Source organism: Gemella haemolysans ATCC 10379, assembly GCF_000173915.1.
GTDB lineage: Bacteria > Bacillota > Bacilli > Staphylococcales > Gemellaceae > Gemella > Gemella haemolysans.
In genome coordinates this window covers 77831-101120 of the sequence record NZ_ACDZ02000008.1, presented here as the reverse complement: position 1 = coordinate 101120, position 23290 = coordinate 77831, and the positions used below count along the sequence as shown (strand labels likewise).

Sequence of the window (23290 nt, the reverse complement as noted above, 5' to 3'; positions counted from 1 at the left end):
AACAAGGAGGCACACTAATGGGTTACAGAAAATTAGGACGTACATCAGCTCACCGTAAAGCGATGTTAAGAAACTTAGTAACTGCTCTACTAGTACACGGTAGAATTGAAACAACTGTTACAAGAGCGAAAGAAGTTCGTTCATTAGCAGAAAAAATGATTACATTAGGTAAAAAAGGTGATCTAGCAGCAAGACGTAATGCAGCTAAATTCATCCAACCTGTTGCAGTAGCAACTGAAGAAGGTAAGAGTCAATTAGCTCTTAAAAAATTATTTGAAGAAGTAGCACCTAAATATGCTGACCGTAATGGTGGATACACTCGTATTCTACGTGTTGGACCACGTAAAGGTGATGGTGCAGAAACAGCTATTATAGAATTAGTTTAATAAAAATTTTTCATACAACAATAACATACTACATACACACACAACTAAACAACACATACAACAAGAATTTAAACTAATTTTTTTGGCAAAAGAGTGCTTGAAATGCGTAGGAAAAGGCTACGTCGTCTAGCTCTAATGTATCCTAGCATATCGCTAGGATACCCTTTTGTCCCTTTAAAAATTAAATCTAATTATACTTTAAAAGATTACCAGGCAAGGTAGTCTTTTTTTGCTTTGTACCTTTCGTTTTAGCAATTCTTCGAATTGCATAAAACGTTAGGTACAAAGTACGCAAGGACGTACCAAGAAGCAAAGCGACAGCTGTAGCTGATTGGAGTACGTCTACTGCGAAGTTGCCAATTGTAATATAGTAAATTATAATGAGATTTCTAGTGCCAAAGGCACGTCGAAATCATTACGTACAACGTACGCAACGAAGACTTACTTTTAGAGGAACGAAGTGACGAAAGAAATTTTTAGTTCCAACTGCGAAGTGACAATGGAATTATAAGAAACCTTATAGGAGTATCATTACGTGCAAAATATGCAAAAGTAACTAAATAAAACGTAGCAAAATTAGTTTTAGGTTAAATTCCAGTTTTTTATTTGAACTGGAATTTACTTTGAGAATTAACAATTTATCATTATTCTACATCTAATTCTGTTTTTATTTGACAGTTATTTTATTTTTTGATACACTTGAGTTGGGAGAACAAAGAAGTCTTTTAGATATATGTATATTTTTTATTTTTTCAGTTATATTAGGAGGACTTCAAAATGAAATTAATTATTAAGAAAATATTGGCAGTCACTTGTCTTTTGGGTATGTTTTTGTCTACTGTATATCCAGTTGCTGAAGCAAGATATTTTGGATATTTTAGTGATTTTTGGGTATATAGATATGGTAATCAAAAAACAGGATATGTTCAAAAAACTGTGTGGAATGGTTGGTATGTCATTAATCTTGGTGCATCTGCTCGTGGAACTACAGTAATTCATCAATTAATAGATACTTATGGTAATGGAAAGAGTGAATGGAATTATACAGAAACAGGAACTCAGAATAACTATTATACTTTTGATTGTAATTCAGGTGGTAAATATGCTTTGCAAATGCATTTAGCAAATAAAGATAGTGATAATTTGTATGGAAATTGGTCACCAGATCATTATTAATTATTATAAATATAACTTTTAAAATACATATATTGTAATTCTTGTTCTCCTTCTATTCTTTTAAAAGGGGGATCTTTTTGTTATGTTTAAAATTCCGAAAAAATATTATTTACTTTTTATTTTACTTTTTTTGTTTTGTATTTTGCACTTATTGATGTTAAAGTTTGGTATGATTTCTTCACGTATGATATTAATGCACAAGATCTTACTATTGATGGACGACTGGCACGTAATAAATATGTACTTTCTTATTATGATGTTCGTATCTTATTTGGTGAGTTATATAGTTATGAACTAATAGTACTTCCTATGACCTTACTTCCTAGTTTATATTATTATAATAAATTCCGTAGAAAAATAATTAAATATATAATTGGGAAAAGTGATAAAATAAAAAAATATCTATTTATATTAAAATTAAAAGTTTCAACAATACCGTTGATTATTTTTAATGTAATATTCTTTTATTACGTATTAATTAGCTATTTATTAAGAGGATTAAAAACACGTCCGGGTGCTAACTTTGAGTTTCTTTTTGCTAAAGATAGTGTTTTAAATTACTTTAATAATTCTACATTTTGGTTTTTATTTTTGTATTGGATAAGTCACATACTGGTTATTTTCTTAACTAGTTTAATTTTAACTGAGATACTTGATTATAATTATAATTACATAAGAGTTTTTATATTTTTCTATTTGATTTTATATATAGGAAATAGATTTATAATTACATATATAGGACAATACTATCAACTTGATATTTCTATTTCTTGGTGTATTAATTCACAAGCTTATTTTTATGAAATAATTAGAACTTATATTTATCTTATTTTTATTTATTTTATATTTAAACTATTTAAAAGAAAAGAGTTTTAAGTATGAAAAAATTATTATCAAAATTTCAGATGAATGTTATACTGGTAATTTTACTTTTTATATTGGAAATAAAAAAATATCATGATTTATCTTACGATATACTTATAAAAAATTATATTAATAATGTATATATTTTGGAACACCAACTTAACATTACACAACTAATTTTTTTGATTAGCCTATATACGTTAATGTTGTGGAATTTTATTAATGTCTTTTCTGTTAGTTTAAATAATTTTAAAGTAATAATAAAATTTCATAGTAGAAACATAATTCAATATTATTTTAAAGTGATACTATATTTATTTAAGAATCTTTTATTTTCTTACTTTGGGTATATATTTATTTTTAATATAATATATATTTATAAATTTAAAGAAATATGTCTTAGAAGTTTGTTAGTAGGTAATTTAGAAATAGTTAAAATATACTTTTTATTTTTTATGATATTATTGATTAATACAGTATTTAATTTTAATAAGGTTATTGTAATGGGTTTTTGTTATTTAACAATAGTTATTTACATTGTATTTTTAAATAATATTTCATTTGTTTATTATTATTTAATTATGATATTAGTGATATTTTTTAGTATTTTTAAAATGTATAGTACGAAAGATCTTTAGGAGGGATTAATATGTTAGAAATAAAAAATGGTTATAAAAGATTTAATGGTAAGTATATATTTGAAAATTATTCGATAAAATTTGAAAATGGAAAAATTTATGGAGTAACAGGAAAAAATGGGAAAGGGAAAACACTTCTTTTAAAGATATTATGCGGATATAGTGTTTTAACTAAGGGTTCTGTTTATCAAGATACTGTAAAACTTCGTAATAAATTTAATTTTATAAAAAATGCAGGAATTGTAATAGAAAAACCAGATTTCATAGAAAATTATACTTTATACGATAATTTAAATACTATTAAGATGTTAAGCGATAATAAAGATATTAATCTTGATTTTTGGATTGAATTTTATGATTTATTCGAGCATAAGGACAAGAAATACAAGGATCTTTCGTTAGGTACAAAACAAAAAGTATTGATTATTCAGGCATTCATGACAAATCCTGATATATTGATACTAGATGAATGTTTCAATGGATTAGATGAAAAAAGTCATACTAAAACTAAAGAATATTTAAAAAACTATATTAACGATAATAGATTGATTATTTTAACTTCACATATCAAAGATGATATAGAGGAGTTATGTGATGAATTTATAGAATTATAATTATATCACTATTAGTAATAAGGATATAAGTACATAAGTACAGTATTAACAAAGTTATAGTGTGAACGCATATAAAAATAATAATTATAAAATTACTCTTTAACCTTTGAATCTGTGAAATTTAATGATTAACTCATAGTCAAGACTGCGAGTTAGTGTTAAGATTTTTAGAATCTAATAAATTTTGAAGGGGTGATTCAACAAAATCTTGTTTCTCTGAAATCAAGATTTTTGAGTCACTCCCTTACTTTTGGAACTAACAGCCTATGATTATTTAATTTGTATAATTGAAAAACTATGTTTTTATACATGGTTTTATGATATAATGATTTTAAAATTTATTTATGGAAGGTAAGATGATTAGATATGTAATGAATTTTAATTTATTTAAAAATATGTAATTATATATGGTTTTTATTTAATTTGATTTTTATATCTAATCTTGAATGGAGAAGAGTAATGTATGAGAAGTTATTGATGAAAACAGCGTTACTTGCGGGAAAAATATTAATGGAAAATGGTGCCGAGGTATATAGAACTGAAGATACGCTTGAGAGAATCATTAAGCATGGTGTTGGCGATAATCGTATTGATGAATATTATACTCATGTTACTCTTACAGGTATATTTATTAGGATAGAAAAACTAGGGACTGATTTCCGAAGAGTAGGGGACAGAACCTACAATCTAACAAAAATATCGGAAGTTAATTCGCTATCGAGGGCATTTACATCAGGAAAAATAAGTTTACCAGATATGTATAAGGCACTAAAAAGAGTTCAAGAAGAAAAGAGTCCTATAAAGGATTGGTTTAAAGTTCTTTGTTCAGGGGTTCTTAGTGGTAGCATTGTCTTGATCTTTGATGGTACCTTTTGGGATGTTATACCAGGAGGAATAGCTGGAGCAGTAGCATTTTATGTTTATATTAAAGTTATCGACTATTTAAAAGCACCTTTTATTTCTGAGTATATTAGTACTTTTGTCGGTGGTGTAGCTGGCTATATTGGCTATGCGTTATTAAATGGACATTCACTAAGACTCGCGATGATAGGTGCAGTAGTGCCTCTTGTACCAGGTATTACGATAACAAACTCTATGAGGGATATTATCGCCAGACAGTTTATTTCTGGTTCTATTCGATTTATTGAAAGTTTCTGTGTAGCATTTGCGTTAGGTGCAGGAATAGTTACTGTGTACTATATAGTTAGACTACTAGGAGGTGTGGTATAATGCTTGCTGTAATGAGTCATGCCTTGTTGCTACTATATCATTTTATATTTAGTTTTATATCTTCAGTATCTTTTGGAATTGTTTGTGATGTTCCAAGAAAAACTTTGGTAACTGGTGGAATAATTGGGGCTATAGGATGGTGTGGATATTGGGAAATGTGGAGTCATGGACATAGTGTATTTATGTCAAGTTTAGTATGCTCGTTATTATTAGCTAATATAGGTCAAATTTGTGCGATTAAATTTAAAAATCCTGTAACTGTCTATTTTGTTCCAGGACTAGTACCGGTGGTACCTGGAGTAACTATTTATGATGCATTCAGAACATTATTATTAGATGAATATGGAAATTCTGCAAAGATTTTCTTAAATAGTTTTTATGGTGCTATAGGGTTAGCAGTTGGTATAATAATAGCTGATTCGATTTTTAGAGTCGTACTAAAACCATTATTAAATAAAAAGTTAAATAAATAGATTTACAAAAATCGAATTATCGGAAAAAATTGGTACGATTTTATGATAAGCTAAGTAAGAGTAAGATATAATAATTGTTTCTTTGAAATTTATTATTATATCTTATTTTTTTACTTGTAATGTATGGTAATATATGGTACACTTTAAGTAGAAGATGTATGGCGGTATATGGTACACTTAGGAAGGAGGTTACTATGTTTCAAATTGATTCATTATCAGAGAAACCGATTTATAAACAAATAGTAGATCAAATTAAGTCTATGATAAGCAAAAATTTATTACAGGAGGGAGATAAATTACCATCGGTAAGAGAATTTTCGAAAATGCTTAGTGTTAATGTCAGTACAATTCAAAAAGCATTTCAACAGTTAGAAAGTGAAAAGATAATTACAACGATAGTAGGGAGAGGTACTTTTATTACAAATAATTTTGATAATATTGTTCCAAATTATGAACTAATAGATTCGATAATTGAAGATTTAGTTAGAGAAGTAAAAATAAGAGGAATCTCGGAAGAAGATTTATTAGAAAAAATTAAGTTGGAATTTCGAAAGGGTGATTAATTATGGATAATGAGAAGAAGATTGATGGAAAGTTAAAAGAATTAATCATGGAATGGAAATTTTTAGGATTATCGATGGAGAAATTATGCGAAGTTATTTCAGAAAAGATTAAGGAGAAAAATTATGAAACTTACGATAGAAAAAATTAATAAAAAATTTTCTAAAAAGATAGTATTAAATAATGTTAGTTTTTCCGTAAGTACAGGAGAAATTGTAGCACTTGTTGGTAGAAATGGAAGTGGGAAAACAACTTTATTAAAGATACTATCAGGAATATATAGTCAAGATTCTGGTGAAATAGGAATTGAAGGCATAGATAATAAAAATATAAGAAAACAACTGATTTATATACCAGATAGATTCGATTATTTTAAAAATTCTAAAATTAAAAAGGTTTTTGAGTTTTATAAGTTAGCTTATGAAAATTTTGATGAACAATATTTTAAAACAGAATTAGAAAAAATTAAATTATCACAAACCAGCAGATTATCTGAATTATCAAAAGGACAACTAGCTATTTTTAGTTTGATTTTGGGGATTTCATGCCGAACTAAGTTTATCCTCTTAGATGAACCACTAGATGGGATAGATGTAATAAATACTAAAAAGATAGTTGATTATATTTTGGATGCTCAAAGTGATGGGATTGGGCTATTAATTAGTAGTCACCAATTAAATGCTCTAGAAAATATAAGTGATAAGGTTGTCTATTTAGATGATGGAGTTGGAGTTAGTGAAGAAATTAATAAGGATGAGTATAGTAAATATCAATTAGTGTATCAAGAGAAAATACCAGAGGAGTTACGTAACAATCCTGATGTAAGAATGATTAGTAATATTGGAAGAGTCTATGTAGTTATTATAAGGGGAAGTTATGATGCTACTCATGACATTATTCAAGATAAAGATCTTCTTCAATATGATAAACTCCCTATTGCATTAGAGGATATCTTTTTATTAAATAGTAAGGGGGAAGATGAAAATGTGTAAAGATATTTTAAAGATTATGCGCATATATTTAAAACAATATTCAATTATGTTAGTTATACTATTAATTGCCTTCTCGACATTTGCGGCTACGACTACTAATAAACAACTAAATCAATTGAAAAATGGGATTGCAGTTTATGATTTTCAATTAACTACAGGAATAGCAAAGGAATTGGAAATTAGAAAGGGCGCATCTAATGAAGAATTAAATAAAAAAACACATGAATTGTATAAGTTGAAAGAAGAATATCAAAAAAATTATAAAGAAAAACTGTCAAAAGAAAAATTAGATGAGATGAAACATTCTTATGCGGTTGGAGCATATTTACATAATTTTCCAAGTTCTCCATTATGGACATTTTATACTAATAATGAGAATCTAAATGTACTTACAGGTGGAGGAAGTGAAAAATTCAAACAATACTTAACTGAAGAAGAACTGAATAACGTTCCTAAGTATAAAGAATGGTCACTAATGCAGCCAGGTAGCAAGGAGTACTTTGATAAACAAGAGGAATTAGATAAAGTATATCCTCCTGCACTAGATATTAGTAATATAAAAACATTAACCTTCTTAAAAGAAAATCTAGAAGCTAGTAAAGTTAAATTGAAAGAAACTATGTTTAACGAGGGGACTAATATTGGTTATTATATTTTGATAACTTTAATCCCATTGTTAATCTTTGGAGTTGAATACCATACTAATTTTGGTAAATTTGTAGCTAGCTTACCATATGAAAAAGAAAAAGTATATTTTGCAAAAGTAATTCTATCGTTCTTAACTTTAATGGTTACTTATATTCTAACAGGACTAGCTAATATAGCGGTTATAAGTAATAGTTTGTTAGGAAAAATTTATAACGTGTCAGCGGTACTTGAAATAAATAATAAAATATATATACTGGGAATAGGTTTAGTATTACTAGGAGCTATCTTATCAAGTTTTTGTGGAAGTATATTAAGCATAGGTGCGATGTATATTCCGGCTCTTACACTGATATATTATCCATTGGGAGTGTGGGTTGCTATAGGAAGATTGTTCTTTGTAAATTATCTTCCAGAAGGACTGTTTATTGATAATATACCAAGGATGCCAATATTTTATTATTTCGGTTACACACCTTGGAAGAATATTATTATTTACCTAGTTATTTTAACAATAATTATGCTGTTAGCAAGTAAGGTTTATAAAGTACATAATGTAGAAAAAGAAGGTGAATTTTTCATAATAGAAAGAGTTTCATTAGTGGGATATTTAATATTATTAATGGGAGTATTTGCTTTTTCACTGGTAGTGCTAACAGAAGTGTTTACTATTAGCCAGGGTGTATCCTTAGCATTAACGATATTATTAATACCAGCTATAGTTTGGAAATTAGTTGGAACAAAAATAAGAGTATAAAATTAAAAACAATTATAAATCATTCTTTATTTTCTGACTATTTTATGGAGTTTTGTGAAGTTTTCAAAAGGAATTACACAATTTTTCAAAAAAACGGTTGACACATAAAAAATTTACTGATATACTAAATAACAAGTTAATGATTCACACGTTGATAAGATAAGTAAAAGTGAAAGATGGTAAAGAGAGTCTCGGTTGGTGAAAAGAGATCGTATTGGAAACTTTGAAAATGGTCTTTGAGTGTTAATGGTCGAATAATTAGACCTTTACGGGTGAGCCCGTTATAGCTTCAGGGTATAACACCATTGTATTTTGGTGCGTACTTTTTGAGTTGATATTTGTGAGAATATCATAAAGTAAGGTGGTAACACGTAAATTATTAGACGTCCTTGCAGAAGCAAAAGCTTCTGTGAGGACTTTTTTTATTTCTCAAAATAATCACAAGAATTCTTAACTTAAAGAAATAATATAAACATTTCGGAGGAAAGAAACATGTCAGAATTACTAAATATCTATAAAACTTTAAAAAACAAAAAATGGGTTAACTTAAGCCACAAAATTGATGAAAATTCACCTAAGTTTCCAGCGTTACCTGCGTTAGAAAAAGAAAATGTCTTTACTTTAAAAGATGGATTCTATGTTCAAAAATTCTCAGTTGTTGGACAATATGGAACACACATCGATGCGCCAATTCACTTCGTTGAAGGTGGACGTTGGTTAGATGAAATTGAACTTAAAGATTTACTATTACCTTTATACGTAATTGATAAGAGTAAAGAAGTAGCGGAGAATAATGACTATGTAATTTCTAAACAAGATATTCTTGATTTTGAAGCTGAACATGGAGAAATATTACCAGAATCATTCGTAGCATTCAGAAGTGATTGGTCTAAGCGTTGGCCAAGTTATGATGAAATTAGAAATCTAGATGAAAATGAAGTTCAGCACACTCCAGGATGGGGGAGAGATGCACTAGAATTTTTAATTAAAGAAAGAAAAGTTAAAGCTGTAGGCCATGAAACACTAGATACTGATTCAGGTGTTACAGCCGCAGCTGAAGGACTTATTCAAGAGTATTACTTACTAGAACAAGATATTTACCAAATCGAAGTTTTAGCAAATCTTGACCAAGTACCAGCGACTGGAGCATTAATCTCAATTGCTTATCCAAACTGGACAGAAGCAACTGGATCACCGGTAAGAGTAGTAGCGATACTACCAGAAGACGAATAGAACGGTCTTTATAAAAAAGTTTTAGTTTATGAGAAAAAAATCGCCCTAATAAAAGAAATCGTAGAAGAAGTTTGGGGTCAAAATTAATTAGCAATTTATAATAAAGTCAAAATAATAAAGTCAGAAGAGTAAAGTTAAAAGAGAAAATAAATTAGTTAAATAAAAGGATATCTGTCAAGGATGTCAAAATAAAGTAGTAGAAAGGAGCATACATAATGCTTAAAGGATCTTGTTTATGTAAAGCAGTGACCTACACTCTAGATGAGGAATTATCGGAATTAGTTTTTTGTCATTGCTCATTTTGTCGGAAAGCAACTGCGTCTGCCTATACAGTTAATGCTAAAGTTAGCAGTAAAAAGCTAGTATTGCATGGAAAAGAAAATCTTGTTTCCTATAGTTCTTCTCCAGGAAAACAGCGTTATTACTGCCAGAACTGTCATAGTCAAATTTTTACTGTTCAAGAAAATATACCAGAAGTCTGTGCTTTGAAATTAGGGACAATAGATGAATGCGATCAGAATTTACAAACTGTTCCTAAACGTCATATTTTTCAGGATCCAGCCTTTTCTTGGTTGCTTGATAAATAGATTTAAGAAGATAGAGAAAATAAATTAGTTAAACAAAAGGAGAAAAAATATTATGTGTCAAGGATGTCAAAATAAAGTAGTAGAAAGAGCAGCATACAGAGTAGATCACGTGGGCTCATTTTTAAGACCTAAGGAGTTAGTAGAAGCTCGTGAGAAATTCTCAAAAGGAGAATTATCACAAGAAGAATTAACTAAGGTAGAAGATAAAGTAATTACAGAATTAGTTGAAAAACAAATAGCAAATGGACTAAAAGGAGTAACAGATGGAGAGTTTCGTCGTGCATACTGGCACCTAGACTTCTTTTGGGGACTTAACGGTGTAGAACATGTTCAAGGAGAAAAAGGTTACCCATTCAAAGGTATCGAAACTAAACCAGATACAGCAAAAGTATCAGGAAAAATCAGTGGAGAAAATCACCCATTTGTAGAACACTACAAATTCTTAAGAGACTTAGTAGCGGATAAAAAAGATGTGACTGTAAAATTAACAATTCCATCACCATCACAACTATACTTCGAGTTAATCCGTACTGAAGATCACATTAAAGGATATGAAAAATTCTACCCAACATTTGAAGAATTAAAAGCTGCGATTGTAGCAGCTTATAAACAAGTAATTGCAGACCTTTATAAAGAGGGATTACGAGTATTACAATTTGATGATTGTACATGGGGAGCATTAGCTGATGATGGATTTGCGAACCGTTTCCGTGACGCGCGTCCATTAGAAGAAGTTCGTAGAGAATATGCAGCACGTTGTCTAGCTCTTAACAATGAAACAATAGAAGGAAAGCCAGGAGATTTAGCAATTAATACACACGTTTGTCGTGGTAACTTTGCTTCTAAATGGATTTCTCAAGGTGGATATCAAAATGTTGAAGATGAGCTACTTGCGGGAGAAAACGTAGATGCATACTACTTAGAATACGATACAGATCGTGCAGGAGATTTCAAGCCACTAGCAAAAGTAGGAAAAGATAAAAAAGTTGTTTTAGGATTAATTACATCTAAATTTGCAGATTTAGAAGATAAAGAAGAAGTAATCGCAAGAATTAAAGAGGCTAGCGAATACGTACCATTAGAAAATATTTACTTAAGTACTCAATGTGGTTTTGCTTCTACAGAAGAAGGAAACGTGATTACTGAAGAAGATCAATGGAAAAAAATAGCCCTAATTAAAGAAATTGTAGAAGAAGTTTGGGGATCAGAAGAATAATAATATTTTAATATTTATTCGAGTATACTAAATTAAAAGAATTATATAATTAAAGTAAATGATAAAAGTAAGCACATAAATTGACATATTTATATATAATACAGTAAACTAAACTAGCATTGATTTCATTCGTTCAATGTTAAATAATATCTGGTTTTATTATTCTTATTATGAAATATAGTCTATTTAATTAATACATGAGTAGCAATGTAAGTCTCTCACTGTCGAATAGACAAATGTATTTAACCATTATTAAATAGGGGAAACCAAAATAATTTGTAGTTAGAAAAATAGGACTTAAAATCAAGGAGGAAAAAAGAATGAAAAAGAACAAATTGTTTATAGGAGCACTAGCGTTAGTAATGAGTGTTGTAACAGCATGTAGTTCAAAAACGCAAAACACAATTACCACTTCTCAAGATAAAGATACTTTCACGTATGCTATTAGTGATGATCCATCATCAACTAACCCAATCAAGGTAAGTGACCGTTGGGGATTAACAATGACTAATATTATTTACTCACCATTAATCAAAGTTAATGGGGATGGTTCAAAAGAATACGCCTTAGCAGAATCTACTGAACTTGCAAAAGATGGTCTTAGCTTAAAAGTTAACTTAAGAAAAGACGTAAAATGGTCTGATGGACAAAAATTCACAGCTGATGATGTAGTCTTCACTTATCAAACAAAAGCTAAAAAAGAAAATGGAAACTTTAAAAACTTATGGATTGGTGACAAACCGATAACTATTGAGAAAGTAGATGACTATACTGTAGTATTTAAGTTCCCAGAACCAAGTGCAGCTGCGGCAAATAACATTGCGAATGAAACTTACATTATTCCAAAACACGTTTATGGAAATGTATCTGACTTCTCAGCTAAAGAATTAAAAGAAACACCCGTGGGAACTGGACCATACAAACTAGTAGAAAACAAACGTGGAGAATACATTAAATTTGAAGCGAATGAAAATTATTACAATGGTAAACCAAAAGTTAAAAATGTAGTACTACGTATTATTAAAAGTGCTGATACTACAAAAGTAGCATTACAAAAAGGTGAGGTAGATGCAGCATATGTATTACCTGCTGCAATTAAAGATTTAGATTCTAAAAACATCGATACTTACCCATACAGTGAAAACCGTATCGGATACTTAGGACTAAACACAAACACAGATGAATTAAAAGATGTTAAAGTTAGACAAGCTATTTTATACGCATTAAACAAAGAAGACATGAATAAAGCGGCTTACTTAGATAGCAAATACTACCAAAACCCTTATTCATTCTTACCACCGAAAAATCCATTCCATACTGATGATGTAGAGAAATATACTCAAAATATTGAAAAAGCAAAATCACTATTAAAAGAAGCTGGAGTTTCTAACTTGAAACTTAACTTAGGATATGCAAGTAACGATGCTGCAAATACTATCCAAGCAACATTCATCCAACAACAACTACAAGCAGTAGGAATCAATGTAGAGCTTCGTGGTGGAGATGAAACAGCTATCTTTACAGAGTTAAGAAAACCTGGTTCTAAAGCTTACAACCTATTCTTAGGTGGATATATTATGGGTAACGATCCTGATTTATACTCTAAGCTATTTGGATCAAATGGTACTTCAAATTACTTCCAATACAGAAGTGAAAAAATTGATGGATTATTCAAACAAGGTGCAGCTGAATTTGATGAAACTAGACGTAAAGAAGTGTACAAAAACCTTCAACAAGAAATTGCTAACCAAGCATACCTATACCCAATCGTAGATAACCAAAAAATCTTAGCGGTTAACAAACGTGTTGGAAATGTTAACGATGCTAAGTTAGTACCAATCTACACATTTGATGATTTATCAAAAATTACTCTTAAATAGTAATAGTAGTGGAAAATAAAATATAGTGTGAGGGGGAGTACGATAAAATCCTATTTATAATAAGATTTTATAGTATCTCCCTCGCTTTATTAGTTTTAAGGGGAACGTTCATTTATAATTTATATCCAAAAGATTTGTGATAAATTATAAATGAATTTCATAAAAATATAGTAATTAGAATTTAAAGGAGATTGTATGATTCGATATATTTTGAAACGTATATTACAAGTAGTACCATTACTTTTAGTAATATCGTTTATAGTATTTACTTTAATACATTTAGCTCCATATGATGCTATCGATGCACAGATAACGTCGAATATGTCACAAGAAGAAATTAATATTCTTCGTGAGCAAAGTGGGCTTAATAAACCATTCTTAATTCAGTATGTGGATTGGTTAGGACAAATATTGAGTGGAAACTTCGGGCACTCATTAGTAACTCATAATAGTGTAGGAGAGGAAATTCTAGCGAAAATACCTAATACAATATCATTAGTATTACCAGCATATGTAACAGCATTAGTGATTGCGATAGTATTAGGATTATTAGCGGCTGCAAATAAAGGTAAATGGCAAGATAAACTTATCGATGCTGTAGCTTCACTTGGAATAGCTACTCCATCATTTTGGATAGCGATGATATTCATCTATGTTTTAGGATACCAGTTAAACTTATTCCCAATAATAGGAATGCACACAATTGGTAAAGAAGGAGACTTTGGTGATTTATTATCACACTTTGTTATGCCTTATCTAACTTTAACAATTGTATTTTTTGCTGAACTTACACGTTATGTAAGATCTTCAGCTTTAAGTCAAACAAATGAAGAATATGTAGTAGTTCAACAAGCTTTTCAAGCGACAAAAACTCAAGTTTTCACAAGGCATATTATAAAAAACGTACTAATACCGGTAATAACTCAAGTAGGTATGTCACTGCCGATGTTAGTAACTGGAGCGATTATTACAGAAACAGTATTTAGTTGGCCAGGAATTGGACCATATATCACACAAGCAACTAGAGCGTTAGATTATCCTATAATAATGGCTGTAATGTTATTATCAGCTACATTAGTAATAGTAGGTAATTTAATTTCAGATATACTGTATTCAATAGTAGATCCTAGAATTAGAAGAGGAGGTAAGTAAGATGGAAAGATTTATTAAAACTGCTAAAAGTTCAAAGATTTATATTTTTTCACTTATTTTTATAGCGATATTAGTTTTTGTTTCGTTAATTGCTCCTTTAATTCCTATTGATCCAGCGGCTACTGATGTAGCGAATCTATCTCAATCACCAAGTTTACAACATTTATTCGGAACTGATGAGGTAGGTCGTGATTACTTCATTCGTGTAATCTATGGAGGTCGTATTTCTCTTATAGTAGGATTACTGGCAATGGTGACTGCCGTAACAATCGGAACCATAGTAGGACTTATCGCAGGTTATGTTGGTGGAGTTATTGATAGTTTACTTATGCGTTTAGTCGATGTATTGTCATCTATTCCATGGTTAGTATTAGTAATTGTACTTAGTGTATTTTTAAAACCAGGAATTGGTTCGATTATTATAGTAATAGGATGTTTTTCTTGGATGCGTCTTGCGAGATTAGTTCGAGCAGAAACTCTATCAGCAAAAGAATATGACTATGTAGTATATAGTAGATTTAGTGGTGTAAATACTATCTCTATCTTAAAGAAACATATTATTCCAGCTATAATACCAACTTTAGTAGTAGCGACAAGTGCCTCAATAGCTAACGCAATAATGACAGAAGCGGCACTTAGTTTTTTAGGTCTTGGTATTCAACAACCTATGACTTCTTGGGGAACATTGCTACAAAATGCACAACAAAGTCTACAACGTGCTCCTCATATGGCTATCATCCCTGGATTATTTGTAATGTTAACAATTTATTCATTCAATAATATTGGTAACTTACTTACAAAATATATTCAAAAGGAGGGAGAATAGTATGACAAATATAGTAGAATTAAAAAATCTAACGGTTAATTATAAACCAAATAAAGAAGTAGATAAACAGTTAATACACGGTATCGATATTAATTTTAGAAAAGGTCATATCACTGGTGTTGTTGGTGAATCAGGTAGTGGAAAAAGTATTCTGATGCGTAGCATAATGTCTATTCTCCCTAACAATATTTTTGATAAAAATGATAAGTTTATCTTTGATGGAAAGGAAGTTAAGAAGGGTGAAAAGTTACCAATCTCTATGATTTTCCAAAATCCTATGACTTCATTAGATCCAGTTAGAACGATTGGTTTTCACTTAATAGAAGTAATAGAAAGATTCCAAAATAAGTCTAAAGAAGAAGCAAAAAAATTAGCAATAGAGCAACTTGAAAAAGTAGGAATTCTTAATGCACCGCTTAGAATGGAACAATATCCACATGAATTATCTGGTGGTATGCGTCAAAGAATATTAATAGCTATGGCATTACTTGCAAATCCTAAGTTATTGGTAGCAGATGAACCTACAACTGCTCTAGACGTTACGGTTCAAGCACAGATATTATCTCTTATTAAAAAATTACAAAAAGAAACAGAACTTAGTGTAGCATTAGTCAGCCATGATTTTGGTGTAATAGCTGGAATGTGTGACTATGTGTATATTATGTATAGAGGTAGAGTTGTCGAAAAAGGAAATGTTGAAGAAATTTTTAGCAATGCACAACACCCATATACAAAACAACTTCTTGCAGCGGCAAGATTAGAAAATACTAATAATGAACTTTTGACTGTTGATTATAAGGAAGATGACAAACACTATACTTGGCAAAAACTTAGCGATACTCATGAGTATCTGAAAGAGGTGGAGTAATGAGTAAAGAGTATTTAAAACTAAAAAATGTACGAAAAGTTTATAAGTCTAAAGGAATGGGCAAAGAAGTCAAAGAAACTATAGCTGTTAATGATATTAGTTTAGATATTTATAAAGCTGAGACGCTAGCTGTAGTAGGCGAATCTGGAAGTGGAAAGACTACCCTAGGTAAGGGGATATTAAATATTGATCCATTCACATCAGGGGAAGTTTTTGTAGAAGGTAATGAAAAGTCTTTAACAAAAATGTCAAAAAAAGAACTTGCAGAAGTATATAGCAAAATGCAAATTATATTCCAAGACCCTTATTCATCATTAAATCCGCGAATGAGTGCTTTAGATATAGTTATGGAAGCTTTACACAAAGAGGATAAAGAAACAGCGAAGAAAAAAGCGTTAGAAATACTAGAGTTTGTGGGAATTTCTAATGAGGATGCGTTAAAATTATCAAATGCTTTTAGTGGAGGGCAACGTCAACGTATTGGTATTGCTCGTGCAGTTGTAACAAGACCAGATTTCATTTTATGCGATGAACCGACTTCTGCTTTAGATGCTTCAACACAAGCACAGGTAATTAATTTATTAAAAGATTTACAAGAAAAATTCTCTCTAACATACTTATTCATCTCACATAACTTAGGTGTAGTAGAGTATATCGCAGATAGAATAGCTGTAATGTATAGAGGTAATCTAGTAGAATTAGGAACAACAGCACAGATTATGAAAAATCCGCAGCACGTTTATACCAAACGCCTTCTAAGTTCTATGCCGATTATTGATCCGATAAGAGCTAGACAGATGTTTGAAGAATTCGAAGTTAGTGCAGAGGAAATAGTAATAACTGGCAGTGAAAAATTCGAAGAAGTTGAAGAAGGACACTTTGTATTAAAATAGTAAATTAAAATACCAATCTCAAGGGTTAGAAGGATTAGCTCTTGAGGTTGGTATTTTCTCAAATTATTTAAAAGAGATTTTGACAATAGGCAAACTTTGGAGTAAAATAATAATATTATTATATAATATGGAAAAGAGGGATATTATGGCTAAGAAAAAAGAATTAAAAACAAATGCTATGCGATTTTTAGATGAAAATGGTGTTGAATATAATCATTTTGAATTTGATGCAGAAAGTGAAGCTGCGAAGACTGGTGTAGGAGTAGCTGATATTATTGGGCGAGACCATAATCAAGTGTTTAAAACAATTATGACTACAGATGGAAAAGGTAACTATGTTGTAGGAGTACTTATGAGCGAAGATAGTATAAACTTTAAAAAACTTGCCAAAGCAGCTGGAGTGAAAAGTTTATCAATGTTGCCGCTTAAAGATCTGACAAAAATTACAGGATATGTAAAAGGTGGATGTTCACCATTTGCAATGAAAAAATTGTTCCCGACTTTTATAGATGAGAAATGTCGCGAAGTTGAAACGATTATTATCTCTGCAGGTAAAGTAGGTCACCAAGTAGAAGTAAAACCAGAAGTTTTAGAGCAACTTATCGGCGCTCAAGTAGTAGATTTTAAAGCTGAATAATATAAGAAGAATGACTTTAGATAATGATGTGCTTTCTAAAATTTAGGGCAGATTTATATTTAAAGTCTTTTTTTAAAAAACATCGAGAAAAAGTTTGCATCGATAAAAAAAAGGAGTATAATATTAGTAAAATAAGTAGTTGGGGAGGTGCATGCTTATGAAAAAAAATATTAAAATAGGAGCAATGAGTTTATTATTAGTACTGCTTCCAGGAAGCTTAGGAGTTGGTACAGTCTATTCTTCATCAGGTGTAAGTAATAATGTGAATGAAGAAAATACAACATATCAAGAAAATAATGCAGTTGGAGTAGATAAAAGTACAATTGTGAATAATTCTGAAGATACTGGAGAGAAGATTTCTAAAAGTATTCCTTATGACTATCCTGTAGGTTCAGAGTATCCAACAAGTGTAAATTATAGTCAATTTTATGATGGGCGTGGTTGGGCTTCGGGTACATTATACTTCAGTGATATTTATCCAATAGGGAATGGTAAAGTACGTGTTTGGTATCATGGAGAATTAAGCTTAAAATAATATAATAAAGTCATTTACTAAAGGTGTCTTAGAGTGTTTAAATGCTCTAAGGCATCTTTTTTAGTCAGCTCCTTAAATATTTAGAAATAATTATTGAAAAAAGACAATAATTCTCCCGAAATATTGATGAAAACGCATAAAGTAACAATATTTACGTTAATTGAAAATGTATTGTAACATAATTGAAATAGTTTAGATATTCTAATGAAACGTTGTTTTGATATAATCTTAAGAGTAAGGAGGCGTGGTATGTTATTTGATACACATGCGCATCTAAATGATGATGCTTATTTAGAAGACTTAGAAGAAACTATTGCTCGTGCGAAAGAGGCGGGAGTAAAATTAATAAACATAGTTGGTTTCGATGATAAAAGTATAGAAAAAGCACTGGAAATCACAGCTAAATATGACTTTTTATATTTAACGGTAGGTTGGCACCCAGTAGAAGCAATTGACTTTACAGAAGAAAAATATGAAATGATAAAAAAAATTGCTTTAACTAATGATAAAGTAGTAGCCATCGGTGAGATTGGTCTAGATTATCACTGGGATAAAAGTCCAAAGGATGTTCAAAAGGAAGTATTTAGAAGACAAATTCAACTAGCAAAAGAAGTTAATAAACCAATAGTAATTCACACACGTGATGCTATGGCAGATACAATACAAATACTTCAAGAAGAAAAGGCTAGTGAAATTGGTGGAATAATGCACAGCTTTTCTGGTTCTGTAGAAAGTATGAATATAATGTTGAAAGAGAACTTCTATATTTCATTAGGTGGACCAGTAACATTTAAAAATGCAAAAACACCAAAAGAAGTAGCAAAAGCTTGTCCGTTAGATAAGTTGTTAATTGAAACGGATTGTCCGTACTTAACACCAACACCATATAGAGGAAAAAGAAATGAACCTGCATATGTGCATTATGTAGCACAAGAAATTGCAGATCTTAAAGAAATGTCATATGAACAACTAACAAAACAAACATTCAATAATGCATGTACGTTGTTCGGATTAGAAGATAAAAAGGAGATTGATTAATACATGAAATTAGGTAGAATTATAGCCGCAGCGGCAACATCGGGATTATTATTATCAGGAGCTTTCGTAGTAGCGGAAGAGTACACAGGGCACAATGTTTTTGCCGTAAACTTAGATAATAGTAACAAAATTGAGTTAAAAACTAAAAAAGGAACAGTAAGAGAAGTTCTTATCGCTAATGATATTCCTTTTGGTGCAGATGATAGAGTAGAACCAGGATTAGATACAAAAGTAAATGGTGGGGAAACTATCAGTATTTATAAAGCTCGTGAAATAACAATCGTTGATGGAGATACAACTACGGTAAGAAAAACTACTTACAAAAAAGTTGGAGATATTTTAAAAGAATTAAATATCGCTCTTAGTGAAAAAGATGAAGTTACACCAGGATTAAACAGTGAAGTAGCGACAGTTGATACAATTAAAATTGCTAGAACTGGAAAAACTACTGAAACTAAAAAAGAAGTAATTAAATTTGAAACTAAAGAAGAAAAAGATGATTCTAAATATGTAGATGAGAAAGTTACAAAAGTTGAAGGTAAAAATGGTGAGAAAGAAGTTACTTACAACGTTGTAAGAGAAAAAGGGAAAGAAGTATCTAGAGAAGTTGCTTCTGAGAAAGTAATCACTGAAGCTACAGCAAAAGTTGTAGTAGTGGGAACTAAACAACGTACAGCAGCTCAACAACAAGAAGTAGCAGCAGCGAAACAATCTTACGCAGCACCAGCTCAATCATATTCAGCACCAGGCGGATCTGTTGTATTATCAAACGGTAACACTGCAGGGGCAGAAGGAGCTGCAGCAGCTCAAGAGATGGCTCGTCGTACAGGAGTACCAGCATCAACTTGGGAACACATCATCGCTCGTGAATCAAATGGTCAAGTAGGAGCTAGAAATGCTTCTGGGGCTAGTGGATTATTCCAAACAATGCCAGGATGGGGATCTACAGCAACAGTTCAAGACCAAATCAATGCAGCTACTCGTGCATATCAAGCACAAGGCTTATCAGCTTGGGGAATGAGATAAATAAGATAAAGAAGACGATTAATCGTCTTCTTTATTTTTTCTTTTTTATTCTTTTTTGTAAGATAATAACCTATAGTTCCACCTATACCACCACATACCATACAAATTATTACTATTGTTGGAATATACATTTTTATGCCCCCTTATTTATAATGACTCAATAAAATCGATTATTTGAAATCATGATTTATGAGTTTCGCCTTAACACATATGCTATTACTTTTCACTTACAACCTACCATGAATAAAGGCATAAAACAAGTCTTATAATAACTAGAAATATATGATATAATAAAATAATAACGCATTCGAATGAAGAAGAAAAATCTAAGTTATATTGGATAAAATTATCTTAAAAGTAGATGTTTTTAGTATCCGAATCTATAACTTAGATTTTTTTATTTTATATTTTCTTTTCAACTAGTTTGAATGTTACGAATGATATAGCTGAACAAATTACGATTGCTATTGCACTAGAGTGAAAGATATTTCCAATTCCTACTAATGGTGAAACAACACCACCTAAGAAGAATGGCACAAATCCAAAGAAAGCTGAGGCACTTCCAGCACGCTCGCGTTCTAAACTCATAGCGATAGCAGAACCAGCAGGTAAAATAAATCCTAATCCTAGTAAAAGAAGGAAGAATCCTACTTCGATAAATAGGAAAGGTAGTGTAAGAGTTAGTGCAACTGCAAGGTAGATGCTAACTAATAACATAAGGGATAATCCTAGTTTGATACTAACTTTCTCTTTGAAATTACCAGCGCTCTTGCTTCCTAAAACTATAGCAAAACCATTCAGACCAAAGCATAAGCTATACATTAATGGACTTAAGCTATAATGAGTTTGTAAGATAAATGGAGATGCCGCAATATAGGCGAACATAGCAGCTAAGGCAAACCCTTGAATAATAACAAGAGAAAAGAATAGTTTGTTTTTCGCAACATAGACAATAGAATAATATGTCTTAGTTATTGGAAGATCTAAGCGTTTTTCAATGGCTAAAGATTCTTTGAATTTAAAGCTTACAGCTAATAAAACTACACCGATTAATGCAAGTGTAACAAAAATTCCTCTCCAGTCTGTAAGTTCTAGTAATAAACTTCCTAGGATAGGAGAAAGAATAGGTGCTAAGCCGTTAACAGCCATAAGTAGGGCAAAGAAAGCAGCTAATTCACGTCCGTGGTATAAATCTGTAGAAATAGCACGAGAAATAACTACAGCTCCTGCAGAAGATACACCTTGGATAAATCGTAATACTATCATTGCGTATATATTAGGAAAAATTATAATAGCAATAGTACTTATTAAATAAACTATTAAGCTGATTATTAATGGATTCTTACGACCGTATTTATCACTAATAGGTCCGATAAGTAGCTGTCCTAATGCAAGGCCGACCATACTACCTGTTAGAGTAAGTTGAATTGTTGATGTATTAGAATTGAAATACGAACTCATAGTAGGTAGTGCTGGTAAATATAAATCTGTAACAAATGGCCCAAAAGCCGATAACGTTCCTAGAAAGAGCACTAGAAACAATTTAGAATTTCTTTTTAATGTCATGTTGATTCCTTTCGATTTTTTGAGAAATATGAACAGATTATAGCATAAAAAAATTTTTTTCGTAAGTTTTTTTTCGTTTTTTGAAAAAATTTTTTATATTTTTTCAGTTTTTCATTTTTAAAAATATAAAGGTATATTTTATAAAAAATTTAAAAATAGAATCTATAATAATATACAGAAAATAACAAAAGTACTTAAATAATCTTATATGATTAATTTAAGTACTTTTATTTTACATCGAAATCAACAGAATCGATATTTGCGATTAATTTATTTTTTATAAACCAAATTAATGATAATACATAAACTGTATATGTGAAAAATAAGAAGCTAGAAAAAAGAGTAATCTTAGGTTTTTTTAATAGTAAAAAATTTATAAGGATAATTACTATATAAGCTATAAAAGAAATTACTAATCTTCTTGTATTCTTCTTAATCCAGTTATTGTATTTTGTTTGTAATTCGGCTCTTTTTATCTCTATATCCATAAAAAATCCTCCGAAGTATATATATAAAATTATAACAAAATAAAAGAAAAGCTGCAATAAAATATATATAGTGTAAAATAGTGAATAATATTTGTATATATTGCTTAATTATGTTGATTGAATGCGAATAAATATGGTATAATTAAGTTGCCATATTATACACAAAATAGGAGGCATTATGTCTTATTCAAGAGATTATATATTTGAAAAAATAATAGAAAAACTACCTACTTTAAAAATTCATGAGAGGCGAGAAAAAGAAAGCAGTGTTTTTATTTTAGAATATGAAAATCGCCGTGCTAAGATTGATATAGATAGTTTTGTAAGGAAGCTAGGAGATAAGAAAACTAGCGAAAGTGACAAGAAGATAGAAGAATTTGTTTACTACATAGTAGGAAACTTTAATGCACAAAAAAAACTTTCTATAGATGATATAACTGAGGATGAATTATTGGAAAATATTTTTCCAGTGGTTAGAGCTAGTAGTTTTAACAAAGATAATGAGAAAAATCTTGTTAGCTTTGATCATACAAATGAAACTAGAATATATTTAGCTTATGATTTTAAAGATGGTTATAAATTATTAGACGGTAGTTTTTTGAGTAGATTTTCTAAAACTGAAGAAGAATTTTTAGGGTTTGCTAAAGATAATTTAGAAAAATTACTACTTAAGTATAATGTGGATGAAGTTGCAGGAAATAAATTCTATTTCTTAAATGCGAAAGACGGTTACGATGGGGCGAGAATAATCGATAAAAATGTCTTGAATTACTTTTATGATAAAATAGGTGATTCATTCTATGTAGGTTTACCTCATCAAGATACATTGATAATTGCAGATGTACAGAATAAGCAAGGACTAGAAGTTTTACAAAAAATGATGGTTCATTTTTTTACAGAAGGACTAGTACCGATAACAACAATAACGTTTAAATACGATGGAAAAGAACTAGAGAGTTATTTTATTTTTGTAGAATAACTTTAAAATTAAAATTTATTATAGGAGAGA

General features: G+C 30.2%; 24 protein-coding genes, 2 pseudogenes and 1 other annotated feature. Of the genes and pseudogenes, 24 read left to right on the top strand and 2 right to left on the bottom strand.

All coding sequences use genetic code 11. The annotated features are described in order from the left end of the window. The first annotated feature begins 17 nt into the window (after window positions 1-17). The 23 genes and pseudogenes from rplQ to GEMHA0001_RS09155 all read left to right on the top strand — a co-directional run. Window positions 18-386: a 50S ribosomal protein L17 gene (gene rplQ / locus GEMHA0001_RS02875; RefSeq protein WP_003144119.1), complete on the top strand. Its 369-nt coding sequence runs from the start codon at window positions 18-20 to the stop codon at window positions 384-386. Between the two features lie 777 nt (window positions 387-1163). Continuing rightward, the gene (locus tag GEMHA0001_RS02870) at window positions 1164-1562 is read left to right on the top strand and encodes a hypothetical protein (RefSeq protein WP_003144304.1); all 399 of its coding nucleotides are present in this window, start codon (window positions 1164-1166) and stop codon (window positions 1560-1562) included. A 135-nt stretch (window positions 1563-1697) separates the two neighbouring features. Continuing rightward, a complete protein-coding gene (locus GEMHA0001_RS02865; protein ID WP_003144140.1) occupies window positions 1698-2438 on the top strand; it encodes a hypothetical protein in 741 nt (246 codons plus the stop codon). Window positions 2439-3075: 637 nt separating this feature from the next. Next, a complete protein-coding gene (locus tag GEMHA0001_RS02855; protein WP_003144319.1) occupies window positions 3076-3678 on the top strand; it encodes an ABC transporter ATP-binding protein in 603 nt (200 codons plus the stop codon). Window positions 3679-4137: 459 nt separating this feature from the next. Further along, window positions 4138-4908, top strand: a complete 771-nt coding sequence (locus tag GEMHA0001_RS02850; RefSeq protein ID WP_003144103.1) for a threonine/serine exporter family protein — start codon at window positions 4138-4140, stop codon at window positions 4906-4908. Next, entirely contained in the window at window positions 4908-5381 is a 474-nt protein-coding gene (locus GEMHA0001_RS02845) for a threonine/serine exporter family protein (protein ID WP_003144308.1), read from the top strand. The genes GEMHA0001_RS02850 and GEMHA0001_RS02845 overlap by 1 nt, the downstream gene beginning before the upstream one ends. A 194-nt stretch (window positions 5382-5575) precedes the next feature. Then, window positions 5576-5944, top strand: coding sequence for a GntR family transcriptional regulator (locus GEMHA0001_RS02840; protein WP_003144371.1), 369 nt, complete (start codon window positions 5576-5578; stop codon window positions 5942-5944). 2 nt (window positions 5945-5946) lie between these two features. Further along, the gene (locus tag GEMHA0001_RS09055; protein WP_003144365.1) at window positions 5947-6093 is read left to right on the top strand and encodes a hypothetical protein; all 147 of its coding nucleotides are present in this window, start codon (window positions 5947-5949) and stop codon (window positions 6091-6093) included. Further along, window positions 6068-6934: an ATP-binding cassette domain-containing protein gene (locus GEMHA0001_RS02835; protein ID WP_003144221.1), complete on the top strand. Its 867-nt coding sequence runs from the start codon at window positions 6068-6070 to the stop codon at window positions 6932-6934. The genes GEMHA0001_RS09055 and GEMHA0001_RS02835 overlap by 26 nt, the downstream gene beginning before the upstream one ends. Next, window positions 6927-8336 (top strand): hypothetical protein, encoded by a 1410-nt coding sequence (locus tag GEMHA0001_RS02830; protein ID WP_003144068.1) that lies wholly within the window; start codon window positions 6927-6929, stop codon window positions 8334-8336. Before GEMHA0001_RS02835 ends, GEMHA0001_RS02830 begins: the two co-directional genes overlap by 8 nt. Window positions 8337-8478: 142 nt before the next feature. Next, window positions 8479-8730, top strand: a binding site (T-box leader). Window positions 8731-8828: 98 nt separating this feature from the next. After that, window positions 8829-9569, top strand: a complete 741-nt coding sequence (locus tag GEMHA0001_RS02825) for a cyclase family protein (protein ID WP_003144400.1) — start codon at window positions 8829-8831, stop codon at window positions 9567-9569. A gap of 215 nt (window positions 9570-9784) precedes the next feature. Next, window positions 9785-10156: a GFA family protein gene (locus GEMHA0001_RS02820; RefSeq protein WP_003144271.1), complete on the top strand. Its 372-nt coding sequence runs from the start codon at window positions 9785-9787 to the stop codon at window positions 10154-10156. 52 nt (window positions 10157-10208) lie between these two features. Further along, a complete protein-coding gene (locus tag GEMHA0001_RS02815; protein ID WP_003144408.1) occupies window positions 10209-11372 on the top strand; it encodes a 5-methyltetrahydropteroyltriglutamate--homocysteine S-methyltransferase in 1164 nt (387 codons plus the stop codon). 320 nt (window positions 11373-11692) lie between these two features. Then, window positions 11693-13252, top strand: a complete 1560-nt coding sequence (locus tag GEMHA0001_RS02810; protein WP_003144429.1) for an ABC transporter substrate-binding protein — start codon at window positions 11693-11695, stop codon at window positions 13250-13252. Between the two features lie 195 nt (window positions 13253-13447). Beyond that, window positions 13448-14404 carry an ABC transporter permease gene (locus tag GEMHA0001_RS02805; protein ID WP_003144182.1) on the top strand — a complete coding sequence of 319 codons (957 nt, stop codon included), beginning with the start codon at window positions 13448-13450 and terminating at the stop codon, window positions 14402-14404. A 1-nt stretch (window position 14405) separates the two neighbouring features. Further along, window positions 14406-15230, top strand: a complete 825-nt coding sequence (locus GEMHA0001_RS02800) for an ABC transporter permease (RefSeq protein ID WP_003144238.1) — start codon at window positions 14406-14408, stop codon at window positions 15228-15230. A 1-nt stretch (window position 15231) separates the two neighbouring features. Then, the gene (locus GEMHA0001_RS02795; RefSeq protein ID WP_003144246.1) at window positions 15232-16098 is read left to right on the top strand and encodes an ABC transporter ATP-binding protein; all 867 of its coding nucleotides are present in this window, start codon (window positions 15232-15234) and stop codon (window positions 16096-16098) included. Next, window positions 16098-16991 (top strand): ATP-binding cassette domain-containing protein, encoded by an 894-nt coding sequence (locus GEMHA0001_RS02790; RefSeq protein WP_003144091.1) that lies wholly within the window; start codon window positions 16098-16100, stop codon window positions 16989-16991. The genes GEMHA0001_RS02795 and GEMHA0001_RS02790 overlap by 1 nt, the downstream gene beginning before the upstream one ends. A 145-nt stretch (window positions 16992-17136) precedes the next feature. Beyond that, window positions 17137-17628 carry a Cys-tRNA(Pro) deacylase gene (gene ybaK, locus GEMHA0001_RS02785; protein WP_003144224.1) on the top strand — a complete coding sequence of 164 codons (492 nt, stop codon included), beginning with the start codon at window positions 17137-17139 and terminating at the stop codon, window positions 17626-17628. A 157-nt stretch (window positions 17629-17785) separates the two neighbouring features. Further along, window positions 17786-18163, top strand: coding sequence for a hypothetical protein (locus GEMHA0001_RS02780; RefSeq protein WP_003144150.1), 378 nt, complete (start codon window positions 17786-17788; stop codon window positions 18161-18163). 249 nt (window positions 18164-18412) lie between these two features. Further along, on the top strand, window positions 18413-19201 hold the full coding sequence (locus GEMHA0001_RS02775) for a TatD family hydrolase (protein WP_003144389.1): 789 nt from the start codon (window positions 18413-18415) through the stop codon (window positions 19199-19201). Between the two features lie 3 nt (window positions 19202-19204). Next, window positions 19205-19807, top strand: a pseudogene (locus GEMHA0001_RS09160) (resuscitation-promoting factor); the annotation flags it as partial. A gap of 105 nt (window positions 19808-19912) precedes the next feature. Continuing rightward, window positions 19913-20227, top strand: a pseudogene (locus GEMHA0001_RS09155) (transglycosylase SLT domain-containing protein); the annotation flags it as partial. Between the two features lie 402 nt (window positions 20228-20629). Here the strand turns inward: GEMHA0001_RS09155 and GEMHA0001_RS02765 are convergent. Continuing rightward, window positions 20630-21793: a multidrug effflux MFS transporter gene (locus GEMHA0001_RS02765; RefSeq protein ID WP_003144234.1), complete on the bottom strand. Its 1164-nt coding sequence runs from the start codon at window positions 21791-21793 to the stop codon at window positions 20630-20632. A gap of 227 nt (window positions 21794-22020) precedes the next feature. After that, entirely contained in the window at window positions 22021-22281 is a 261-nt protein-coding gene (locus GEMHA0001_RS02760) for a hypothetical protein (protein WP_003144277.1), read from the bottom strand. A 178-nt stretch (window positions 22282-22459) separates the two neighbouring features. Here GEMHA0001_RS02760 and GEMHA0001_RS02755 point away from each other — a divergent pair, with 178 nt between their 5' ends. Beyond that, entirely contained in the window at window positions 22460-23260 is an 801-nt protein-coding gene (locus GEMHA0001_RS02755) for a DUF1444 family protein (protein ID WP_003144303.1), read from the top strand. Window positions 23261-23290 lie beyond the last annotated feature (30 nt).